General features: G+C 72.3%; 13 protein-coding genes. 12 read left to right on the forward strand and 1 reads right to left on the reverse strand.

The features are described from left to right. Positions 1-63 precede the first annotated feature (63 nt). The 5 genes from ACRYR9_RS01985 (at position 64) to ACRYR9_RS02005 (ending at position 8,045) form a co-directional block, all read left to right on the forward strand. A complete protein-coding gene (locus ACRYR9_RS01985) occupies positions 64-993 on the forward strand; it encodes a carbohydrate ABC transporter permease (RefSeq protein WP_432491471.1) in 930 nt (309 codons plus the stop codon). Between the two features lie 119 nt (positions 994-1,112). After that, positions 1,113-1,931 carry a carbohydrate ABC transporter permease gene (locus ACRYR9_RS01990; protein ID WP_432491605.1) on the forward strand — a complete coding sequence of 273 codons (819 nt, stop codon included), beginning with the start codon at positions 1,113-1,115 and terminating at the stop codon, positions 1,929-1,931. A gap of 43 nt (positions 1,932-1,974) precedes the next feature. Further along, on the forward strand, positions 1,975-4,638 hold the full coding sequence (locus ACRYR9_RS01995; protein WP_432491473.1) for a family 78 glycoside hydrolase catalytic domain: 2,664 nt from the start codon (positions 1,975-1,977) through the stop codon (positions 4,636-4,638). Positions 4,639-4,688: 50 nt separating this feature from the next. After that, a complete protein-coding gene (locus tag ACRYR9_RS02000) occupies positions 4,689-6,956 on the forward strand; it encodes a family 78 glycoside hydrolase catalytic domain (RefSeq protein ID WP_432491475.1) in 2,268 nt (755 codons plus the stop codon). 93 nt (positions 6,957-7,049) lie between these two features. Next, on the forward strand, positions 7,050-8,045 hold the full coding sequence (locus tag ACRYR9_RS02005) for a LacI family DNA-binding transcriptional regulator (RefSeq protein WP_432491607.1): 996 nt from the start codon (positions 7,050-7,052) through the stop codon (positions 8,043-8,045). Positions 8,046-8,057: 12 nt separating this feature from the next. Here the strand turns inward: ACRYR9_RS02005 and ACRYR9_RS02010 are convergent, their stop codons facing one another. Further along, positions 8,058-9,071: a LacI family DNA-binding transcriptional regulator gene (locus ACRYR9_RS02010; RefSeq protein ID WP_432491477.1), complete on the reverse strand. Its 1,014-nt coding sequence runs from the start codon at positions 9,069-9,071 to the stop codon at positions 8,058-8,060. A 161-nt stretch (positions 9,072-9,232) separates the two neighbouring features. Here ACRYR9_RS02010 and ACRYR9_RS02015 point away from each other — a divergent pair, with 161 nt between their 5' ends. The 7 genes from ACRYR9_RS02015 to ACRYR9_RS02045 all read left to right on the forward strand — a co-directional run bounded on the left by ACRYR9_RS02015 (position 9,233) and on the right by ACRYR9_RS02045 (position 18,828). Next, the gene (locus tag ACRYR9_RS02015) at positions 9,233-11,314 is read left to right on the forward strand and encodes an alpha-glucuronidase (protein WP_432491479.1); all 2,082 of its coding nucleotides are present in this window, start codon (positions 9,233-9,235) and stop codon (positions 11,312-11,314) included. A gap of 56 nt (positions 11,315-11,370) precedes the next feature. Then, positions 11,371-12,351: an ABC transporter permease gene (locus tag ACRYR9_RS02020; RefSeq protein WP_432491481.1), complete on the forward strand. Its 981-nt coding sequence runs from the start codon at positions 11,371-11,373 to the stop codon at positions 12,349-12,351. A gap of 71 nt (positions 12,352-12,422) precedes the next feature. After that, positions 12,423-13,292: a carbohydrate ABC transporter permease gene (locus ACRYR9_RS02025; RefSeq protein WP_432491609.1), complete on the forward strand. Its 870-nt coding sequence runs from the start codon at positions 12,423-12,425 to the stop codon at positions 13,290-13,292. 71 nt (positions 13,293-13,363) lie between these two features. Then, the gene (locus ACRYR9_RS02030; RefSeq protein ID WP_432491483.1) at positions 13,364-15,010 is read left to right on the forward strand and encodes an ABC transporter substrate-binding protein; all 1,647 of its coding nucleotides are present in this window, start codon (positions 13,364-13,366) and stop codon (positions 15,008-15,010) included. A gap of 7 nt (positions 15,011-15,017) precedes the next feature. After that, entirely contained in the window at positions 15,018-15,737 is a 720-nt protein-coding gene (locus ACRYR9_RS02035) for a DUF624 domain-containing protein (protein WP_432491485.1), read from the forward strand. Next, the gene (locus ACRYR9_RS02040) at positions 15,734-17,839 is read left to right on the forward strand and encodes a beta-galactosidase (RefSeq protein WP_432491487.1); all 2,106 of its coding nucleotides are present in this window, start codon (positions 15,734-15,736) and stop codon (positions 17,837-17,839) included. Before ACRYR9_RS02035 ends, ACRYR9_RS02040 begins: the two co-directional genes overlap by 4 nt. A gap of 2 nt (positions 17,840-17,841) precedes the next feature. Further along, a complete protein-coding gene (locus tag ACRYR9_RS02045) occupies positions 17,842-18,828 on the forward strand; it encodes an acetylxylan esterase (RefSeq protein WP_432491489.1) in 987 nt (328 codons plus the stop codon). Positions 18,829-18,836 lie beyond the last annotated feature (8 nt).

Raw genomic sequence — 18,836 nt, forward strand, 5'->3', positions numbered from 1 at the left:
TGACCCCGCCCGTCCCCGGTGCAGCGTGCGCCGGGGACGGGCCCGCGGAAGGAGGTTGTCGAGGTGTCGACGACGATCAGCTCAACCGGAACCGCGAGCCGGGTGCGGCGCGCCCCCGCTGCCCGCCGAGGTGGCGCGCGGCACAGCCCGTACCCGGGGTGGTTCTACCTGCCCGCCGCGATCGTCTACGCGGTGCTCTTCCTCGTGCCGACCCTGCTCTCGTTCTACTTCGCCCTGACCCGCTGGACGATCTTCGACAGCGAGTTCATCGGGTTCGGCAACTTCGTGCAGTTCTTCCAGGAGCCGGCGCTGGTCAAGGGCTTCACCAACACCTTCGTCTACGCGGTGGTCACCTCCGGTGCCAAGGTGGTCCTCGGGCTCGCGCTGGGGATGCTGCTGACCAGCCAGATCGTGGGGCGCGGGTACCTGCGCGCGGTGGTGTTCTTCCCGGTGCTGGTCTCCTCCGTGGGTGTCGGGATCACGTTCCAGGTGCTGATGAACCCGACCAAGGGCGCGATCAACTCCGCGCTGGGGGTCTTCGGCATCGACGGGCCCGGCTGGCTGGTCGATCCGTCGCTGGCGCTGTTCTCGGTGGCGATGGTGGACGTGTGGAAGGGGGTGGGGCTGGCCACGTTGATCTACATGGCCGGGATCGTCTCGATCCCGAAGGAGTACTACGAGGCCGCCAAGGTCGACGGGGCGGGCTCGTGGACGCTGTTCCGCAACGTGATCTTCCCGTTGTCGTGGCCGGCGACCTCCACCGTGATCACCCTCTCGCTCATCGGGGGTCTGCGCTCCTTCGACCTGATCTGGGCGATGACGCGGGGCGGGCCGGGCTTCACCTCGGACGTGATCGCTTCTGTGATCTACAAGCAGTACCAGGCCGGCTTCTACGGCCTGTCCACCGCCGGCAACGTGATCCTCTTCATCGCCGTCACTGCCATCGTCCTGCCGCTGACGCGGTTCCTGGCCCGCAAGGAGGTCGAACTGTGAGCTCCACCGTCAGCCCCGCCGGGGCGCTGAACCCGCGCTCTCGACCCGGCTCCAGGGCAGAGGTGGACCCCCAGGGGTCACCTGCCGGTGGTGGGCGCGTCGGTGGCCCGCGCGCGGCGTTGTACCGCTACGGGGTGGGGACCTTGGCGATCCTCGTCAGCGTCGTCGTCTTCATCGTCCCCTTCGCCTTCATCCTGCTGGTGGCGGCCATGGACGCGCAGCAGGCCAGCGAGTTCCGCTTCGCGTGGCCGCGCGACTTCCAGTTGTGGCAGAACCTCGTGGACGTGGTTCAGACGCGCGACTACATCATCGTCATCGCCTTCATCAACTCCACGGTCCTCACCGTGGCGTCGGTGACGCTGATGGTGGTGTTCGGCTCGATGGTCGCGTTCGTGCTGCAGCGCCGCGCCAGCCGGTGGACGGGGTTCATCAACTTCCTGGTGCTGGCGGGGTTGATCATGCCGCCGGCGGTGGTGCCCACCATCTGGGTGCTGCAGCGTGTCGGGCTGTTCGCCACGATGCCGGGGTTGATCCTGGTGGAGGTCGCGTTCGGGATCTCCTTCACGATCCTGCTGTTCAGGGCGTTCATCTCCACGATCCCGCGCGAGCTGGACGAGGCGGCGGTCCTGGACGGTGCCGGGCCGTTGCGCCTGTTCTTCCGGGTGATCCTGCCCCTGTTGCGCCCGGTGCTGGTCACGGTGGTGCTGGTGCAGTCGGTGGCGGTGTTCAACGACTTCCAGACGCCGTTGTACTTCCTGCCCGGCGACGCGGGCGCGACGGTGCAGTTGACGTTGTTCAACTTCCAGAGCCAGAACCTGTCCAGCTACAACCTGCTGTTCGCGGACATCTTGCTGATCACGATCCCGATGCTGCTGCTGTACCTGTTCTTCAACCGCCAGATCGTCGCCGGCATGACCTCCGGCGCCGTCAAGGGCTGAACACCACCACCTCCGCCGCCCCGGTCTCAGCGAACGGAACCCGATGCCCCACCGCACCGACGTCGTCGTCACCGACCTGCGCGCCGAGCACGGCGTGCCGTTGCTCGGGCTGGGGACCTCCCGGCCACGGTTGTCCTGGACCGCCGGGGCGACCGGGGAGCCCTCTCCCGAGTGGGAGCAGGGCGCCTACGAGGTGCGCGTGACCCCCTTGCCGCCGGCGCCCCGGGCGGGGGAGGAGTCGTGGTCCAGCGGCCGCATCGACTCCGGCGACAGCGTGCTGGTCCCGTGGCCGGCGCCGCCGCTGCGCTCCCGGGAGCGGGTTCGGGTGGAGGTCCGCCTCTGGGGGGCCGAGGACCCGGAACCCACGCCGTTCAGCCCTCCGCTGGTCGTGGAGACCGGGCTCCTGGACCCCTCCGACTGGGTGGCCGTGCCCGTCGGCCCCGACTGGGACGAGGACCCCGACACCGACCACCGCCCCGCGCTGCTGCGCCGGCAGTTCTCCCTGCCCGGGCCGGTCGCGCGGGCCCGCCTGCACGTCACCGCGCACGGCCTGCACGAGGTGGAGCTCAACGGCTCCCGGGTCGGCGACGAGGTGCTGGCGCCGGGGTGGACCAGCTACGCGCACCGGCTGCGCTACCGCACCCACGACGTGACGCACCTGCTGCGCGAGGGCGACAACGCGCTCGGCGCGTGGCTGGCGGACGGCTGGTACCGCGGCCGCTACGGCGTCCGCGGTGGCAACCGCAACCTGTACGGCGAGCGCACCGCGCTGATCGCGCAACTGGAGGTCGACCTCGCCGACGGGCACCGCGTCGTGGTCGCCACCGGGCCGGGGGAGGACGGGCACGGCTGGCGGGCTGCGCACGGCCCGCTCCTGGCCAGCAGCCTGTACGAGGGCGAGCACCACGACGCGCGCCTGGCCGTTGCGGGTTTCTCCACGCCCGGCTTCGACGACTCCGGCTGGGCGGGGGTGCGCAGCTACGAGCGCGACCCGGCGACCCTGGTGGCTGCCGAGGGCCCGCCGGTGCGCTGCACGCAGGAGGTGCTCCCCGTCGCGGTGCTCACCAGCCCGTCGGGCGCCACGGTCCTGGACTTCGGGCAGAACCTCACCGGCCGCCTGCGCATCCGGGTGCGCGGGCGCGCGGGCGAGCGGGTGCAGCTGCGCCACGCCGAGGTCCTGCAGGACGGGGAGCTGTACACGCGCCCGCTGCGCACCGCGGCAGCGACCGACACCTACGTCCTGGCCGGCTCCCCGGAGGGTGAGGTGTGGGAGCCGCGCTTCACGATGCACGGTTTCCGCTACGCGGAGGTCACCGGCTGGCCCGGACGCCTGCACGAGGGCGACGTGGTGGCCAGGGTCCACCACTCGGACATGGCACGCACCGGCTGGTTCTCCTGCTCGGACGAGCGGCTGAACCGGTTGCACGAGAACGTGGTGTGGAGCATGCGCAGCAACTTCGTGGACATCCCCACCGACTGCCCGCAGCGCGACGAGCGCCTGGGCTGGACCGGTGACATCCAGGTCTTCGCCCCCACCGCGTCCTTCCTCTACGACGTCAGCGGCTTCCTCGCGTCCTGGTTGCGCGACGTGGCCGCCGAGCAACTGCCCGACGGAACCGTGCCCTGGTACGTGCCTGACATCCCCGGGGGGCCGCGGTGGACGCCTGCGCGCCCCGGTGCGGTCTGGGGCGACGTCGCGGTGCTGACCCCGTGGGTCCTGCACCAGCGCTACGGGGACGTCGGCGTCCTGCGCGCGCAGTACGACAGCGCCAAGGCGTGGGTGGACCTGGTCGAGCGCCTGGCCGGTCCGGGCCGGTTGTGGAACACCGGCCTGCAGCTGGGCGACTGGCTGGACCCGGCCGCACCACCGGACGACCCCGCCGACGCGCGCACCGACAAGTACCTGGTGGCCACCGCCTACTTCGCGCACTCCGCCCGCACACTGTCCCGGATCGCGACCGTCCTGGGCGAGCACGAGGACGCCGAGCGCTACGGCACCCTCGCCGACGAGGTGCGCGACGCGTTCACCGCCGAGCACCTGCGACCCGGTGGGCGGCTGAGCAGCGACGCGCAGACCGCCTACGCCCTGGCGATCGTCTTCGACCTGCTGCCCGGGGGCGAGCGCGTCGCCGCGGGACGGCGGCTGGCCGAGCTGGTCGCCGAGGACGACAACCGGGTCGCCACCGGGTTCGCAGGGGTGAACCTCGTCACCGACGCGCTGACCCTGACCGGCCACGACGCCACGGCGTACGCGCTGCTGACCGAGACCGGCTGCCCGTCCTGGCTGTACCAGGTGGCGATGGGCGCCACCACGACGTGGGAGCGCTGGGACTCCATGCTCCCGGACGGCACCGTCAACCCCGGGCAGATGACCAGCTTCAACCACTACGCCCTGGGTTCGATCGCCGACTGGATGCACCGGGCCCTGGCGGGCCTGGCACCTGCCGAACCCGGGTTCCGGCGCCTGCTGGTGCGCCCGCGCCCCGGCGCCGGCCTGACGTCGGCTTCCGCGCGGCACGAGACGCCGTACGGACCGGCCTCGGTGAGCTGGCGCCGCGACGGTGAGCGGCTCGTCGTCGACGTCGACGTCCCGCTGGGGGCGCGCGCCGAGATCGACCTGCCCGGCAGGCCGGTCAGCGAGGTCGGTGCCGGGCGGCACCGCTTCGAGGCCACCGCCACTCCCACCCCGGCGAGCTCACCCGCCTGAAGCGCGCCCGGCCTGGACCACCCGATCGCCCCACCACGCACGGAGGAACGATGCCCACCTGGCACGCGACGATGATCGCCGCCGACGCCGACCACGACGGGGCCCCGCTGCTGCGGCGCCGCTTCACCCTCGACACCGGCCACGGCGAGGTGGAGCGCGCCGTGCTGCACGTGAGCGCCCGCGGTGTCGTCGAGGCCCACCTCGACGGTGCGCCCGTGAGCGACGACGTCCTCAGCCCCGGCTGGAGCAGCTACGAGTGGCGCCTGCGGTACCGCAGCCACGACGTCACCGGTGCCCTGGCCGGCGGCGGCGAGCACGTCCTCGGCCTGGCCCTGGGCAACGGCTGGTCGCGCGGCCGGCTCGGCTGGAGCGGGCGGGGCGCCTTCTACGGCGAGGACCTGGGCGGTTTCGCGCAGCTGGAGGTGACCTTCGCCGACGGGCACACCCAGCTGGTCGTCACCGACGAGAGCTGGCAGTCGCACGCCTCGGCGATCACCGCCAACGACCTGTACGACGGGCAGAGCATCGACGCGCGTCGCCTGGACCCTGCCTGGTCCACCGTGGAGGGCTCGAACGAGGGCTGGGGCGGGGTGCGTGCCCTGGAGTTCGACACCGCCGTGCTCACCGAGCACGTCGGCCCGCCGGTGCGCCGCCAGGAGGTGCTGCCCGCGCAGCGGGTCTGGACCTCCCCGTCCGGCAGGACCCTGGTCGACTTCGGGCAGAACCTGGTGGGCTGGCTGCGCTTCACCGTGCGCGGCGAGGCGGGCAGCACCATCACGATCCGGCACGCGGAGGTGCTGGAGGACGAGGAGCTCGGGACCCGGCCGCTGCGCAGCGCGAAGGCCACGGACACCTTCACCCTCTCCGGCAGCGAAGACGTCTTCGAGCCCACGTTCACCTTCCACGGCTTCCGCTACGCCGAGGTCGACGGCTGGCCCGGTGAGCTGCGCGCCGAGGACCTCGAAGCGGTCGTGGTGCACTCGCAGCTGCGCCGCACGGGCGAGTTCGAGTGCTCGAACGACCTCGTGAACCAGCTGCACCGCAACGTGGTCTGGGGGCTGAAGGGGAACTTCCTGGACGTGCCCACCGACTGCCCGCAGCGCGACGAGCGCCTGGGCTGGACCGGGGACCTGGCGGCGTTCGCGCCGACCGCGGCGTACCTGTTCGACGTGAAGGACTTCCTGCGCGACTGGATGCGCGACCTGGCCGTCGAGCAGCGCGCGCAGGACGGACTGGTGCCGTTCGTCGTCCCGGACGTGCTGAAGTTCATGGAGCACCCGCCGGAGTTCCCCGACCCCGACAGCACCGCGGTGTGGTCGGACGTGGCCGTCTGGCTGCCGTGGGCGCTGCACCAGGCGTACGGCGACGACGAACTGCTGGCCGAGCACTACCCGGCGATGACCGCCCACGTCGACCGGGTCGCGACCCTGCTCTCGCCCACCGGTCTGTGGGACACCGGTTTCCAGTTCGGCGACTGGCTGGACCCGGACGCGCCGCCGGACGAGCCCGCCGCCGCCAAGGCCGACAAGGGAGTGGTGGCCACCGCGTGCGCGTACCGCAGCGCCCGCACGACCGCGGACGCCGCCCGGGTCCTGGGGCACGAGCAGGACGCCGAGCGCTTCGACGCCCTCGCGGACCGGCTGCGATCCGCCTTCGGTGAGCACTACGTCGACGCGCAGGGCCGGGTGCTCAGCGACTGCGCCACCGTGTACGCGCTTGCCGTCGAGTTCGGGCTGCTGGAGGGTGAGCAGCGCGCCTGGGCGGGGCAGCGGCTCGCGGAACTGGTCGAGGAGGCCGGGTACCGCGTCTCCACCGGTTTCGCCGGCACCCCGTACGTGACCGGCGCGCTGAGCTCCACCGGGCACCTGGACGCCGCGTACCGGCTGCTGCTGGAGGAGCAGTGCCCGTCCTGGCTGTACCCGGTGACGATGGGCGCCACCACGATCTGGGAGCGCTGGGACTCGATGCTGCCCGACGGCTCCATCAACCCCGGGGAGATGACGAGCTTCAACCACTACGCCCTGGGTGCGGTCGCCGACTGGATCCACCGCACCGTCGCCGGGCTGGCACCGCTGGAACCGGGCTACGCCCGCTCGCTGATCGCCCCGCAGCCCGGCGGGGGCCTGACGTGGGCGCGGGCGAGCCTGGACACCCCGCACGGCGAGCTCGCGGTGCACTGGCGCCAGGGCGACGCCGGCCTGGAGGCGGAGGTCACCGTCCCGGCCGGCACCACCGCCGTGCTGCGCCTGCCCGGGCAGGCCGAGCGCGAACTGCCCGCGGGCACCCACCACGTGACGACGCCCGCCACGGTGTCCTGAGCCGCCGGAGAGTGAGCGTTGACCTCCACGCCGGTCCCGCCCGGCGCCGACCTGGCGCCCGGGCGGGACCCCGGCCTGGCACCCTTGTCCGTCGTGGCGACGGTCAAGGAGGTCGCTCAGCGGGCCGGGGTCTCGCTGGGCACGGTGAGCAACGTCCTCAACCGCCCCGAGGTCGTCTCCGACGCGCTGCGTTCCCGGGTGGAGCAGGCCATCGCCGAGCTCGGGTTCGTGCGCAACGAGTCGGCCCGTCAGCTGCGGGCCGGGGTCAGCCGGACGATCGCCGTGGTGCTGCTCGACGTGGCCAACCCGTTCTTCACCGACGTCGTCGCCGGTGCGGAGGAGGTCGCCGAGCGCCACGGGGCGCTCGTGGTGCTGTGCAACAGCGCCAACGACGCGCAGCGGGAGGCGCGCCACCTGCAGCGGCTGCAGCAGCAGCGGGTCCTGGGGGTGCTGCTCAGCCCGGTGCGCGACGAGCCGACCCCGGCCCTGGAGTCCGTGCGCTCCCACGGCACCCCCGTGGTGCTCGTCGACCGCGGTGCACCCACCGCGGAGAACTCCTCGGTGGCGGTGGACGACGTCCTCGGCGGGCGCCTGGCCGGCGAGCACCTGCTGGAGCGCGGGCACCGCCGGATCGCCTTCATCGGCGACGCGGCCGGGTTGCGGCAGGTCGACGACCGCCTGGCCGGGTTGCGGCAGGCCGTCGGGGCGGTCGCCGCCGTGGACGCCGTGATCGCCAGCGGGCTGACGGTGCGCGCCGGCTCGCAGGCCGCGGCGGCGCTGTTCGCCGGTGACGCACCGCCCACGGCGGTCTTCTGCGCCAACGACCTCCTGGCCCTGGGGGTGCTCAACGAGTGCGTGCGCCGCGGGGTGCGGGTGCCCCACGAGCTGGCGATCGTCGGGTACGACGACATCGGCTTCGCCGCCACGGCAGCGGTGCCGCTGTCCTCCGTGCGCCAGCCGCGCGAGGTGCTGGGGCGCACCGGGGTGGAGCTGCTGCTGGCGCAGGTGGAGGGCCGCCCGGCCCGGCAGCTGGTGTTCGAGCCCGAGATCGTGGTGCGCCGTTCCAGCGACCGCAGGGTGGGCGGCTGACCCGCAGCCCGTTCAGCGCGCCGGCGCGGCGGTGCTGGCCCGCACCCGCAGGTCGACGGCCAGGTCCATGCGCGGGGCGGCCGGTGCGACTCCGTCGGCCAGCGCCAGCAGCAGCGTGGTGGCGGCCTCGGCCATCTCGTGCAGCGGCTGGTGGACGGTGGTCAGCTCCGGCCCGACCCACTGCGCCGCGGGCAGGTCGTCGTACCCGACGACGGACAGCTCCCCGGGCACTCCCACGCCCAGGTCGCGGGCGGCGCGCAGGACCCCGAAGGCCATGAGGTCGTTGCAGGCGAACACCGCGGTCGGCCGGTCCGGTGCGGCCAGCAGCTCGCGGGCGATGCGCAACCCGCCCTCGACGGAGAAGTCGCCGGTGCGCACCAGCTCCTCCCGGTAGGGGACCCCGGCCTCCAGCAGGGCGTCGCGGTAGCCCCCCAGGCGGGCCCGGCTGCAGAAGGTGTCCAGCGGGCCGGTGACGACGGCGACGTCCCGGTGCCCCAGCTCCAGCAGGTGGCGGGTGGCGAGCAGGCCGCCGTGGTAGTTCGCCGACCCGACGGAGGGCACCGACGGGTCGACCTCGCCGATGGGGTCGATGATGACGTGGGGGATGCCGCGGGCGACCAGCTGGGTGCGCTGGGCGTCCTCGAGGTCGGAGAAGACCATCAGGACGCCGGCGGGCCGGCGGGCCAGCACGCTCGTGAGCCACTCCTGGCGGGGGCGGTGCGCGCCGAGGCACTCGGACAGGACGACCTCGACCCCCGCGGGGCGGGCGGTGCGCTCCACGCCGCGGATCACCTCCACGGCCCAGGGGTTGCCGAGCTCGTTGAAGACCAGGTCGATGAGCCGGGGGCCGGTGGGTGCGGCGCTGCGGCGGCGCTGGCGGTAGCCGTGCTGGGAGATGACCCGTTCCACGCGCGCACGAGTGCTGTCGGCGACGTCGTCGCGGCCGTTGACCACTTTCGAGACGGTGGGCACGGAGACCCCCGCCTCGGCTGCGAGCTGGGCCATGGTCACGCGGGGCGGGGCCACGTCGTCTCCTCCGGGGTCGTCGGCACGCCGCACAGCCTGCCGTGTCGCGGTCCGTTCCACTGTCCACCTGCGTGGACAGTGTCGACGTCGTTGACGCTGCGGGGTGCGGCTCTCTAGTCTCGAAGATGTCGGCGCGGAGCCGAAAGTTTCGACTGGAGGCAATGGTGCCCTACGGACAGCAGCACGGCCAGGGCTTCCCCTGGTTCGCCGGCGGCGAGCCCTGCTGGCTGCCCGCCCGCCGCGCGGCCCGCCTCGCCACCGCGCCCACCACCGTCCTCGGCGACGACCCCGTCACCGCGACGCTGCGCGAGGACCTGCAGGTCCTCGCGGCGGACGCGGGCGCGGAGACGTCCGACGGGCGGCGTCTCGTCGTCGGCGCCCTGGCGGAGCTGAGCGCGCAGCACCTCGGCCCGGTGCTCGCCGGCGCGCTGGCGGGCACCGACGTGCCCGCCGGCGAAGGTTTCGCCGTCCTGGCCCGCGGCGGCGAGGTCCTGCTGACCGCCGCGCGCCCCGCCGGGCTGCGGCACGGGCTGGGCTGGCTGACCCGCCGGTTCCCCGGCGGCTGGCCCGACGCCGACGTCACCCACGTCGAGGAACCCCGCGTGGACCTGCGAGTGCTGGACCACTGGGACAACATGACCGACGGCCCCATGGGCGTCGTCGAGCGCGGCTACGCCGGCGGATCGCTCTTCTTCGCCGACGGCCGCGTCCGCACCGGTGCCGCCGACCTGGCCCGGGTGCGCGACTACGCGCGCCTGGTCTCCTCCCTCGGCGTCAACGCCGTGTGCCTGAACAACGTCAACGTGCACGCCACCGAGGCGCACCTGCTGGACGAGCACCTCGGCGACCTCGCCCACCTCGCGGCGCTCCTGGACGCCCACGGCGTGCGCACCCTGCTGAGCGTCGACTTCTCCGCACCGATGTCCCTGGGCGGGCTGGACACCGCCGACCCCCTCGACGAGCGCGTCGCCGCGTGGTGGACCGGGACGACGAAGCGGGTCGCGACCAGCCTGCCCGGTTTCGGCGGGTACGTCGTCAAGGCCGACTCCGAGAACCGGCCCGGCCCGCACACCTACGGGCGCACCCACGCCGACGGTGCCAACGTGCTGGCCGCGGCGCTCGACCCCTTCGGCGCGGTCGTGTTCTGGCGCTGCTTCGTCTACGACTGCCACCAGGACTGGCGCGACCGCTCCACCGACCGGGCGCGCGCCGCGCACGACCACTTCGCGCCCCTGGACGGCGAGTTCGCCCCCAACGCGGTGCTGCAGGTCAAGAACGGCCCGATGGACTTCCAGGTGCGCGAGCCGGTCTCCCCGCTGCTGGGGGCGCTGCCGCGCACGGGCGTCGCGGTGGAGTTCCAGATCACCCAGGAGTACACCGGTCAGCAGAAGCACCTGTGCCACCTGGGCACCCAGTGGAGCGAGGTGCTGCGCTTCGACCTGAACGCCCACGGCGGCGGCGAGCCGCTGCGGGTCGCGGACGTCGCAACCCGCAGCCGCAGGCGGGGGGGCAGCCCCACCGGGGTCGTCGGCGTCGCCAACGTCGGCACCGACGCCAACTGGACCGGGCACGCGCTGGCGCAGGCCAACCTGTACGCCTTCGGCCGCCTCGCGTGGGACCCCGACCTGGACCCGCGCGAGCTGCTGGGCGAGTGGGTGGAGCAGACGTTCGAGCTGCCCGGCGACCTCGCCGCGGACCTGGTGGAGGTGATGGCCCGCTCGTGGTCGGTGTACGAGTCGTACACCGCCCCGCTCGGCGTCGGCTGGATGGTCCGGCCCGGTCACCACTACGGCCCCGACGTCGACGGCTACGAGTACACCCCGTGGGGGACGTACCACTTCGCCGACCGCGACGGCATCGGGGTGGACCGCACCGTCGCCACCGGGACCGGGTACGCCGCCCAGTACCCGCCGGGGTGGGCCGGCGTCTACGAGGACGCCGCCACCTGCCCGGACGAGCTCCTGCTGTTCTTCCACCACGTGCCCTACACGCACGAGCTGAGCAGCGGGAGCACCGTCGTCCAGCACGTGTACGACACGCACTTCGCCGGTGTCGAGGCCGTCGAGTCGTCCGCCGCCACCTGGGAGCGCATCGCCGCGCACGTCCCCGGTCCCGTCGCGCGCAACGTGACCGAGCGGTTCGAGGAGCAGTTGCGCAGCGCGCGCGAGTGGCGCGACCAGATCAACACCTACTTCTTCCGCAAGTCCGGCGTCCCCGACGCCGCCGGCCGGCGCATCCACTGACGCGCCGGCCCCACGCAGCACCCGCACCACCCGAAGCACTCGACGAGGAGGACGAGATGGCTGTGAGCACCCCGCCGGCCAAGCGGTTGCGCTCGCGCGCGCCGCTGGCCGACGCGGCCGCCGTGCGCGCGCCACGGACCACCTGGCGCAGCGCGCTGCGCAAGGACTGGCGGCTGTACTCGCTGCTGGTCCTGCCGCTGCTGTGGTTCGCCGTGTTCAAGTACCTGCCGATGGCCGGCAACGTCATCGCGTTCCGCCGCTTCACCCCCGGCGGCAGCGTGTTCGGCGAGGAGTGGGTGGGCCTCGACTACGTGCGGATGTTCATCGACGACCCGACCTTCTGGGCCGTCTTCGAGAACACGCTCGTCCTGGGCGCGCTGACCCTGCTCATCGGGTTCCCGGCGCCCATCGTCTTCGCGCTGCTGCTCAACGAGCTGAAGGCCAGGAGGTTCAAGCGGTTCGTGCAGACCGCCTCCTACCTGCCGCACTTCATGTCGATCGTCATCGTGGTCGCGATGATCATGCAGCTGGTCTCGCTGCGCGGCACGATCAACCAGGTCGTCGGCCTCTTCGGTGCCGACCCGGTCAACTTCATCCAGAACCCCGACTGGTTCCGCGCGATCTACGTGACCAGCGACGTCTGGCAGACGATGGGGTGGGGCGCGATCCTCTACCTCGCCGCGCTGACCACGATCGACGACTCGCTGTACGAGGCGGCTCGCATCGACGGGGCCAACCGGTGGCAGCAGACCTGGCACGTGACGCTGCCGGGCATCGCCCCCACCGTGGTCACGCTGCTCATCCTCAACATCGGCAGCTTCCTCGCCGTCGGCTTCGAGAAGGTCCTGCTCCTGCAGAACCCGCTCACCTACGAGACGGGAGACGTCATCTCCACCTACCTCTACCGGGTCGGGCTGCAGTCGAACAGCTTCAGCTACGCGACCGCCATCGGCCTGTTCGAGTCCCTCATCGGCCTGGTCCTCGTCCTGTCGGCGAACGCGGTCTCCCGCCGCGTCGCGGGATCGAGCCTGTGGTGAGCGCGGTCCAGGCGCCGTCGCCGCGCAAGAGCCGCGCCGGCGCCCGCACCCGGAAGCCCACCGTCTCCGTGGTGGCCGACACCCCCGGTCAGCGCCGCTTCAAGGCCTTCGCCGTCGTGCTGCTGTCCCTCGTGGTGGCCGTCACGCTGTACCCCTTCGTGAACGTCCTGGCGCAGTCGTTCAGCGACGCCACCAGCATCGCCGCCGGCAAGGTGAACCTGGTCCCGCGCGGTTTCAACGTGGACACCTACCGGGTCGTGATGAGCGACCGCGACTTCTGGGTCGGGTACCGCAACACGGTCTTCTACACCGTCGTCGCCACCGCGATCTCGATGGTCCTGACGACGTGCTTCGCCTACGCCACCAGCAAGCGCCACCTGAAGGGCCGCAAGGCCTTCATCCTCTTCGCCGTCTTCACCATGTTCTTCAACGGCGGCATCATCCCCAACTACGTCCTCATCACCAGCCTGGGGATGCGCAACACCGTCTGGGCCGTGGTCCTGCCCAGCGCCATCAGCGTCTTCAACGTCCTCGTGATGAAGACCTTCTTCGAGGCCATGCCCGAGGAGCTGGAGGAGGCCGCCTCCATCGACGGGCTGAACACCTACGGCATCCTGCTGCGCATCGTCCTGCCGCTGAGCAAGGCGGTGCTGGCGACGATGCTGCTCTTCTACGCGGTCAGCCACTGGAACTCCTGGTTCCAGGCCTTCCTGTACCTGGACGACAAGGACATGTTCCCGGTCACCATCTACCTGCGGAACATGATCGCCGGGGTGTCCAGCACCGCGTCCTCCGGCGCCGAGGCGTCCGACATCGGCATGATCTCGGCCAACATCCAGTCGGTGACGATGGTCCTCATCGTGCTGCCCATCGTCTGCATCTACCCGTTCATCCAGAAGTACTTCGTGTCGGGCGTCATGCTCGGCTCGGTCAAGCAGTGACACCCCTGCGATCAGCCAGACCCCTGCGAGCAGTGATCCCCCGATCGACGACGATCCTTGGAGCGCACCCCGTGAACCGCACCTCGACCTCCCCGTCCACCCGCACGCTGACCCGCCGCACCACCCTCGCCGGCCTCGTGGCCCTGACCGGCGGCGCCCTGGCCGCCTGCGGCGGTGGCGGCGAGGACGGCGCCGACGTCAGCGACAAGACCACCGGCGCCATGCAGGACTACGACGCCGGCACCGCCTTCAAGGCGACGGCGCCGCTGACGTACACCAGCCTCTTCTCGGACCAGCCCACCTACCCCTTCAAGGAGGACTGGCTCTTCTGGACGGCGCTGAAGGAGAACACCGACGTCGGCCTGGACTTCACCATCGTCCCGGCCAGCGACTACGAGCAGAAGCGCAGCCTCGTCGTCAGCGCCGGCGACTCGCCGATCATCATCCCCAAGACCTACCCGGGCCAGGAGACGCCGTTCGTGGCCTCCGGCGTGGTGCTGCCCGTCAGCGACTACACCGACCTCATGCCGCACTTCCGCGACCAGGTCGAGAAGTGGGACCTGCAGAGCGAGGTCGACACCCTCAAGCAGAAGGACGGCAAGTACTACGTCCTGCCCGGCCTGCACGAGGCGCTGTGGCCGGACTACACCCTCATCGTGCGCACCGACGTCTTCGAGAAGGCCGGCGTGCCGCTGCCCACCAGCTGGGACGAGGTCGAGAGCGCCCTGGCGGCGATCAAGCAGACCGACCCCGGCTCCATCCCGTTCTCCGACCGCTACGAGGGCAAGAGCGTCCTGAACTACGGCGCCGTCTCCTTCGGCACCGTGGGCGGCTGGGGGTACGGCGAGGGCCTGCAGTTCGACGAGGACAACGACGAGTTCGTCTTCGCCGCCGCCACCGACGAGTACAAGTCGATGGTGGAGTACTTCGCCGGTCTGGTGTCGAAGGGCCTGATGGACCCGGAGAGCTTCACCCAGACCGACGACGCGGCCCAGGCGAAGTTCACCAGTGGCCGCTCCTACGCCATCTCGGGCAACTCGCAGGACCCGTCGGTGTACCGGGCGCAGATGGACCAGTCGATCGGCGCAGGCAACTACGCCATCTCCAAGATCGTCGTGCCCTCCGGTCCGGCCGGCGACCTCATCGGCGGCTCCCGCCTGGAGAACGGCATCATGATCTCCGCGGCGGCGGCCGAGCGCGACGACTTCCAGGCGCTGATGCAGTTCATCGACTGGCTGTTCTACAGCGCCGAGGGTCGCGAGTTCGCCAAGTGGGGCGTGGAGGGCACCACCTACACCAAGGACGCCTCCGGCAAGCGCTCCCTGATGCCGGACATCAACTACACCGGGCTGAACCCGGCCGGCACCAAGGACCTGCGCATCGACTACGGCTTCTCGCAGGGCAACTTCTCCTACGGCGGCTCCACCGAGCTGCTGCACTCCATGATGAGCGAGGAGGAGCTGGCGTTCCAGGAGGCCATGACGGCCAAGACGCCCGTGGAGCCGCTGCCGGCGCACCCCTACAGCCAGGTCGAGCAGGAGCAGATCACGTTGCTGGCGAAGCCGCTGCAGGACTTCGTGGACCAGTCCACCCTGCAGTTCATCACCGGCCAGCGCAGCCTGGCCGACTGGGACGCCTACGTCGGCGAGCTGGAGCAGCGCGGGTCCACCCGCTACCTGGAACTGGTGAACAAGGCGTACACCGAGGCGAAGGCGTGAGCCGGGCGTGAGCACCACCCAGCGGCTGACGCCGCACGACGGTCTGCTGTGGCGGGCCTGCGAGGGCGTGCACCGGGCCGTGGTCGTCGAGGCGTGCTTCCTCGCGGCCTGCGCGCCCGGCATCGCGCTCACCGCGGTGCTCGTCCCGGACCCGTCGAACGCACCGCTCTTCGGTGCGGCGGCGCTGCCGCTGGGGCCGGCGCTGGCGGCGGCGCTGCACTGCGCCGACCGCCAGCTCGCCGGCGACGACGACTCCCCGGCCCGCACCTTCTGGCGCGGGTGGCGGCGCAACGCCGCGGACGCGCTGCGCCTGTGGCTGCCGGCGGTCGCCGTGCTGGTCGTGCTCGCCCTGTCGGCCGACGCCGCCGGTGCCGCACCGGGCGGCCAGGTGGTGCGCGGGGTGCTGGCCGCGACCGCTGCCCTGCTCGTCGTGGTGGCGCTCACCGCCCTGGTGATCGCGACCCCGTTCCGGTTCCGCACCCGCGACGCGGCCCGCCTGGCGGTGCACGTGCTGGGCCGCCGGCCGGGCACGGCGCTGGGCGTGGTGGGGCTGCTGGTGCTGGCCGGGGCCCTGGCGCTGACGTCGCTGTGGCTGGCGCTGGCGGCGGCGAGCCTGTGGGTGCTGCTGCTGGCGATGGTGACGCGCGGCGCGGTGCAGCTGGTGGCGGAGGAGTTCACGCAGCAGGACGGGCCCGGCGACGGGACGGATCACGAGGGAGCACGGTGAACGAGGCGAAGATCCGCTACGGCGGCGACTACAACCCCGAGCAGTGGCCGGTCGAGGTGCGCGAGGAGGACCTGCGGCTGTTCGACAAGGCTTCCATCGAGACCCTCACCGTCGGGGTGTTCTCGTGGGGCCTGCTGCAGCGCGACGAGACCACGTACGACTTCTCCGAGCTCGACGACGTCCTGCACCGGCTGCGCGACGCCGGCAAGCAGGTGGTCCTGGCCACGGGCACCGGAGCCCACCCGGCGTGGCTGGCGCGGAAGTACCCCGACGTCACCCGCGTGGACTTCGAGGGCCGCAAGCACGTCTACGGCCAGCGCCACAACGCCTGCCCGAACAGCCCCTCCTTCCACCGGTTCGCCACCGCGTACGTCGAGCAGCTCGCGCAGCGCTACGCGCACCTGGGCAACGTGGTCGCCTGGCACGTGGGCAACGAGTACGGCGGCGCCTGCTACTGCGAGAACTGCGCCGCGGCGTTCCGGGTGTGGCTGCAGCGGCGCTACGGCACCCTGGAGCGCCTCAACGACGCCTGGAACACCACGTTCTGGTCGCACACGATGCACGCGTGGGACGACGTGGTGCCCCCTAACGCCCTCAGCGAGCACTGGCGCGGGCCGAACCACACCGCCTTCCAGGGCATCACGCTGGACTACCTGCGCTTCACCACCGACAGCATGATTTCCTCGTACCTGCAGGAGAAGGAGGTCCTGAACCGGATCACCCCCGGCATCCCGGTCACGACCAACTTCATGGGCGCCTACCGGCCGCTGGACTACCACCGCTGGGCCCCGCACCTGGACTTCGCCTCGTGGGACAACTACCCGCCGGACGCGAAGTCGCAGGACCGCATGGCCCTCGCGCACGACCTGGTGCGCGGGCTGAAGGGGGGTGCGCCGTTCTGGCTCATGGAGCAGACGCCCAGCACCACCGCCTCGCGCGACGTCAACCCCGTCAAGCGCCCCGGCGTCATGCGGCTGTGGAGCTGGCAGGCCGTCGCCCACGGCGCCGACGCCGTGCTGTTCTTCCAGATGCGCCAGTCCCGCGGGGCCTGCGAGAAGTACCACGGCGCCGTCATCGACCACTCCGGCCGCGACGACACGCGCGTCTTCGCCGAGGTCGCCGCCCTGGGTGCGGAGCTCGCCGCCCTGCGCGAGGAGGTCGTCGGCGCCCGGACCCCCGCGCGCGTCGCCGTGCTCTTCGACTGGGACTCCTGGTGGGCGGTGGAGATCTCCGACGGCCCCTCCCGCCTGGTGAACTACCTCGAGGTGGTGCGCCGCTACTACGCCGCGCTGCAGGCGGCGAACGTGGGCGTGGACGTCGTGCCGGTGGACACCGACCTGGACGGCTACGACGTGGTCGTCGCCCCGCTGCTGCACGTGGTGAAGGGCGACCTCGCCGAGCGCGTCGAGCGGTTCGTCGCCTCCGGCGGCACCTTCCTGACCACCTGGCTCAGCGGCCGCGTCGACGAGGACGACAACGCCTTCCTCGCCGACGTGCCCGGCCCGCTCTCGGACGTCCTCGGGATCCGCGTCACCGAGACCGACGCGCTGCCCGCCGAGGACGTCAACCCCGTGCGCCCGGTGGGTGGCTGGGCCGACGTCCCCGCCCCGGCCGAGAGCGGACCCTGGGCGGGCAACCTCGTCTTCGACGTCGTCGAGCCGCGCGGCGCGGAGGTCGTGGCCGAGTACACGGCCGACTTCTACGCCGGCACCCCCGCCGTCACCCGCCACGGCGTGGGGGAGGGGCGTGCCTGGTACGTCGCCACGAGCCTGGAACCGGCCGGCGTCGAGTGGGTGGTGGACCGGGCGCTGGCCGGTGCCGGGGTCCGCTCGCCGTACGGCTGGGTGCGCGGGCTGGAGGTCACCGAGCGCGTCCGCGACGACGCCCGCTACCTCTTCCTGCTCAACCACGGCGAGGAGGAGGTCGTCGTGGCCGCCGACCGCGCCGGCCGCTCGCTGCTGGACGGGCGCGACGTCGCCGCCGGGCAGGACCTGCGGCTGGCCCCTCGGGACGTGGTCGTGCTGCGCACCCCGGCGCTTTCCGGTACGGCTTCCGGAAAGAGCGGTCATACTGGTGCCGGCGCCGAGCGGGAGGGGGAGTAGCCGTGGCCTTCGTGGACTGGCCGCTGGAGCGGCTGCGCGAGTACGCGCCCGAGCGGGACGAGCCCGCCGACCTCGACGCCTTCTGGGAGCGGACCCTCACCGCGGCCCGCGCCCACCCCGCGCAGCTGCGCGGCGAGCGCGTGGACGCGGGCCTGCGCACCGTGGACGTCTTCGACGTCCGCTTCCCCGGGTACGGCGGGCAGCCGATCGCCGGCTGGCTGCTCGTGCCCGCCGGGCGCACCGAGCCGGGCCCCGCCGTCGTGCAGTACATCGGCTACGGCGGCGGCCGCGGCGAGCCGTGGATCAACCTCGTGCCCTCCGCCGCCGGCTACGCGCACCTGGTGGTGGACAGCCGCGGGCAGGGCGGCGGCGGCAACCACCGCGCCGTCACCCCCGACGTCGACGAGGGCGGTACCGGCCCGGCCACCCCCGGGTTCCTCACCCGGGGCGTGGAGTCGCCCGAGAAGCACTACCTGCGCCGCCTGATCACCGACGCGGTGCGCGCGGTGGACGCCGTGCGCACCCACCCGCTCGTCGACCCCGCCCGCGTGGCCGTGATCGGCGGCAGCCAGGGCGGCGGGCTCGCGCTGGCCGTGTCCGGCCTGGCCGACGACCTGCGCGGCGTGGTGGCCGACGTGCCGTTCCTGTGCCACTACCGGCGCGCCAGCGAGATCACCGACGCCCACCCGTACGCCGAGCTGGGCCGGTTCCTGGCCGGGAACCGCGAGAAGGTCGAGCAGGTGTTCCGCACGCTGTCGTACGTCGACGCGGTGAACCTCGGCGCCCGCGCGAGCGCGCCCGCCTGGTTCTCCACCGGCCTGATGGACTCGACCTGCCCACCCTCGACCGTCTTCGCCGCCCACCACCACTACGCCGGCCCGAAGCAGATCGAGGTGTACCCCTACAACGGCCACGAGGGCGGCGGGCAGCAGGGCATCGCCCGCACCCTCGCCGCGCTCGCCACCGTGCTGCGCCCCGACGGCAGCTGACCACCCCA

This window comes from Kineococcus auxinigenes (genome assembly GCF_050871525.1).
Classification (GTDB): domain Bacteria; phylum Actinomycetota; class Actinomycetes; order Actinomycetales; family Kineococcaceae; genus Kineococcus.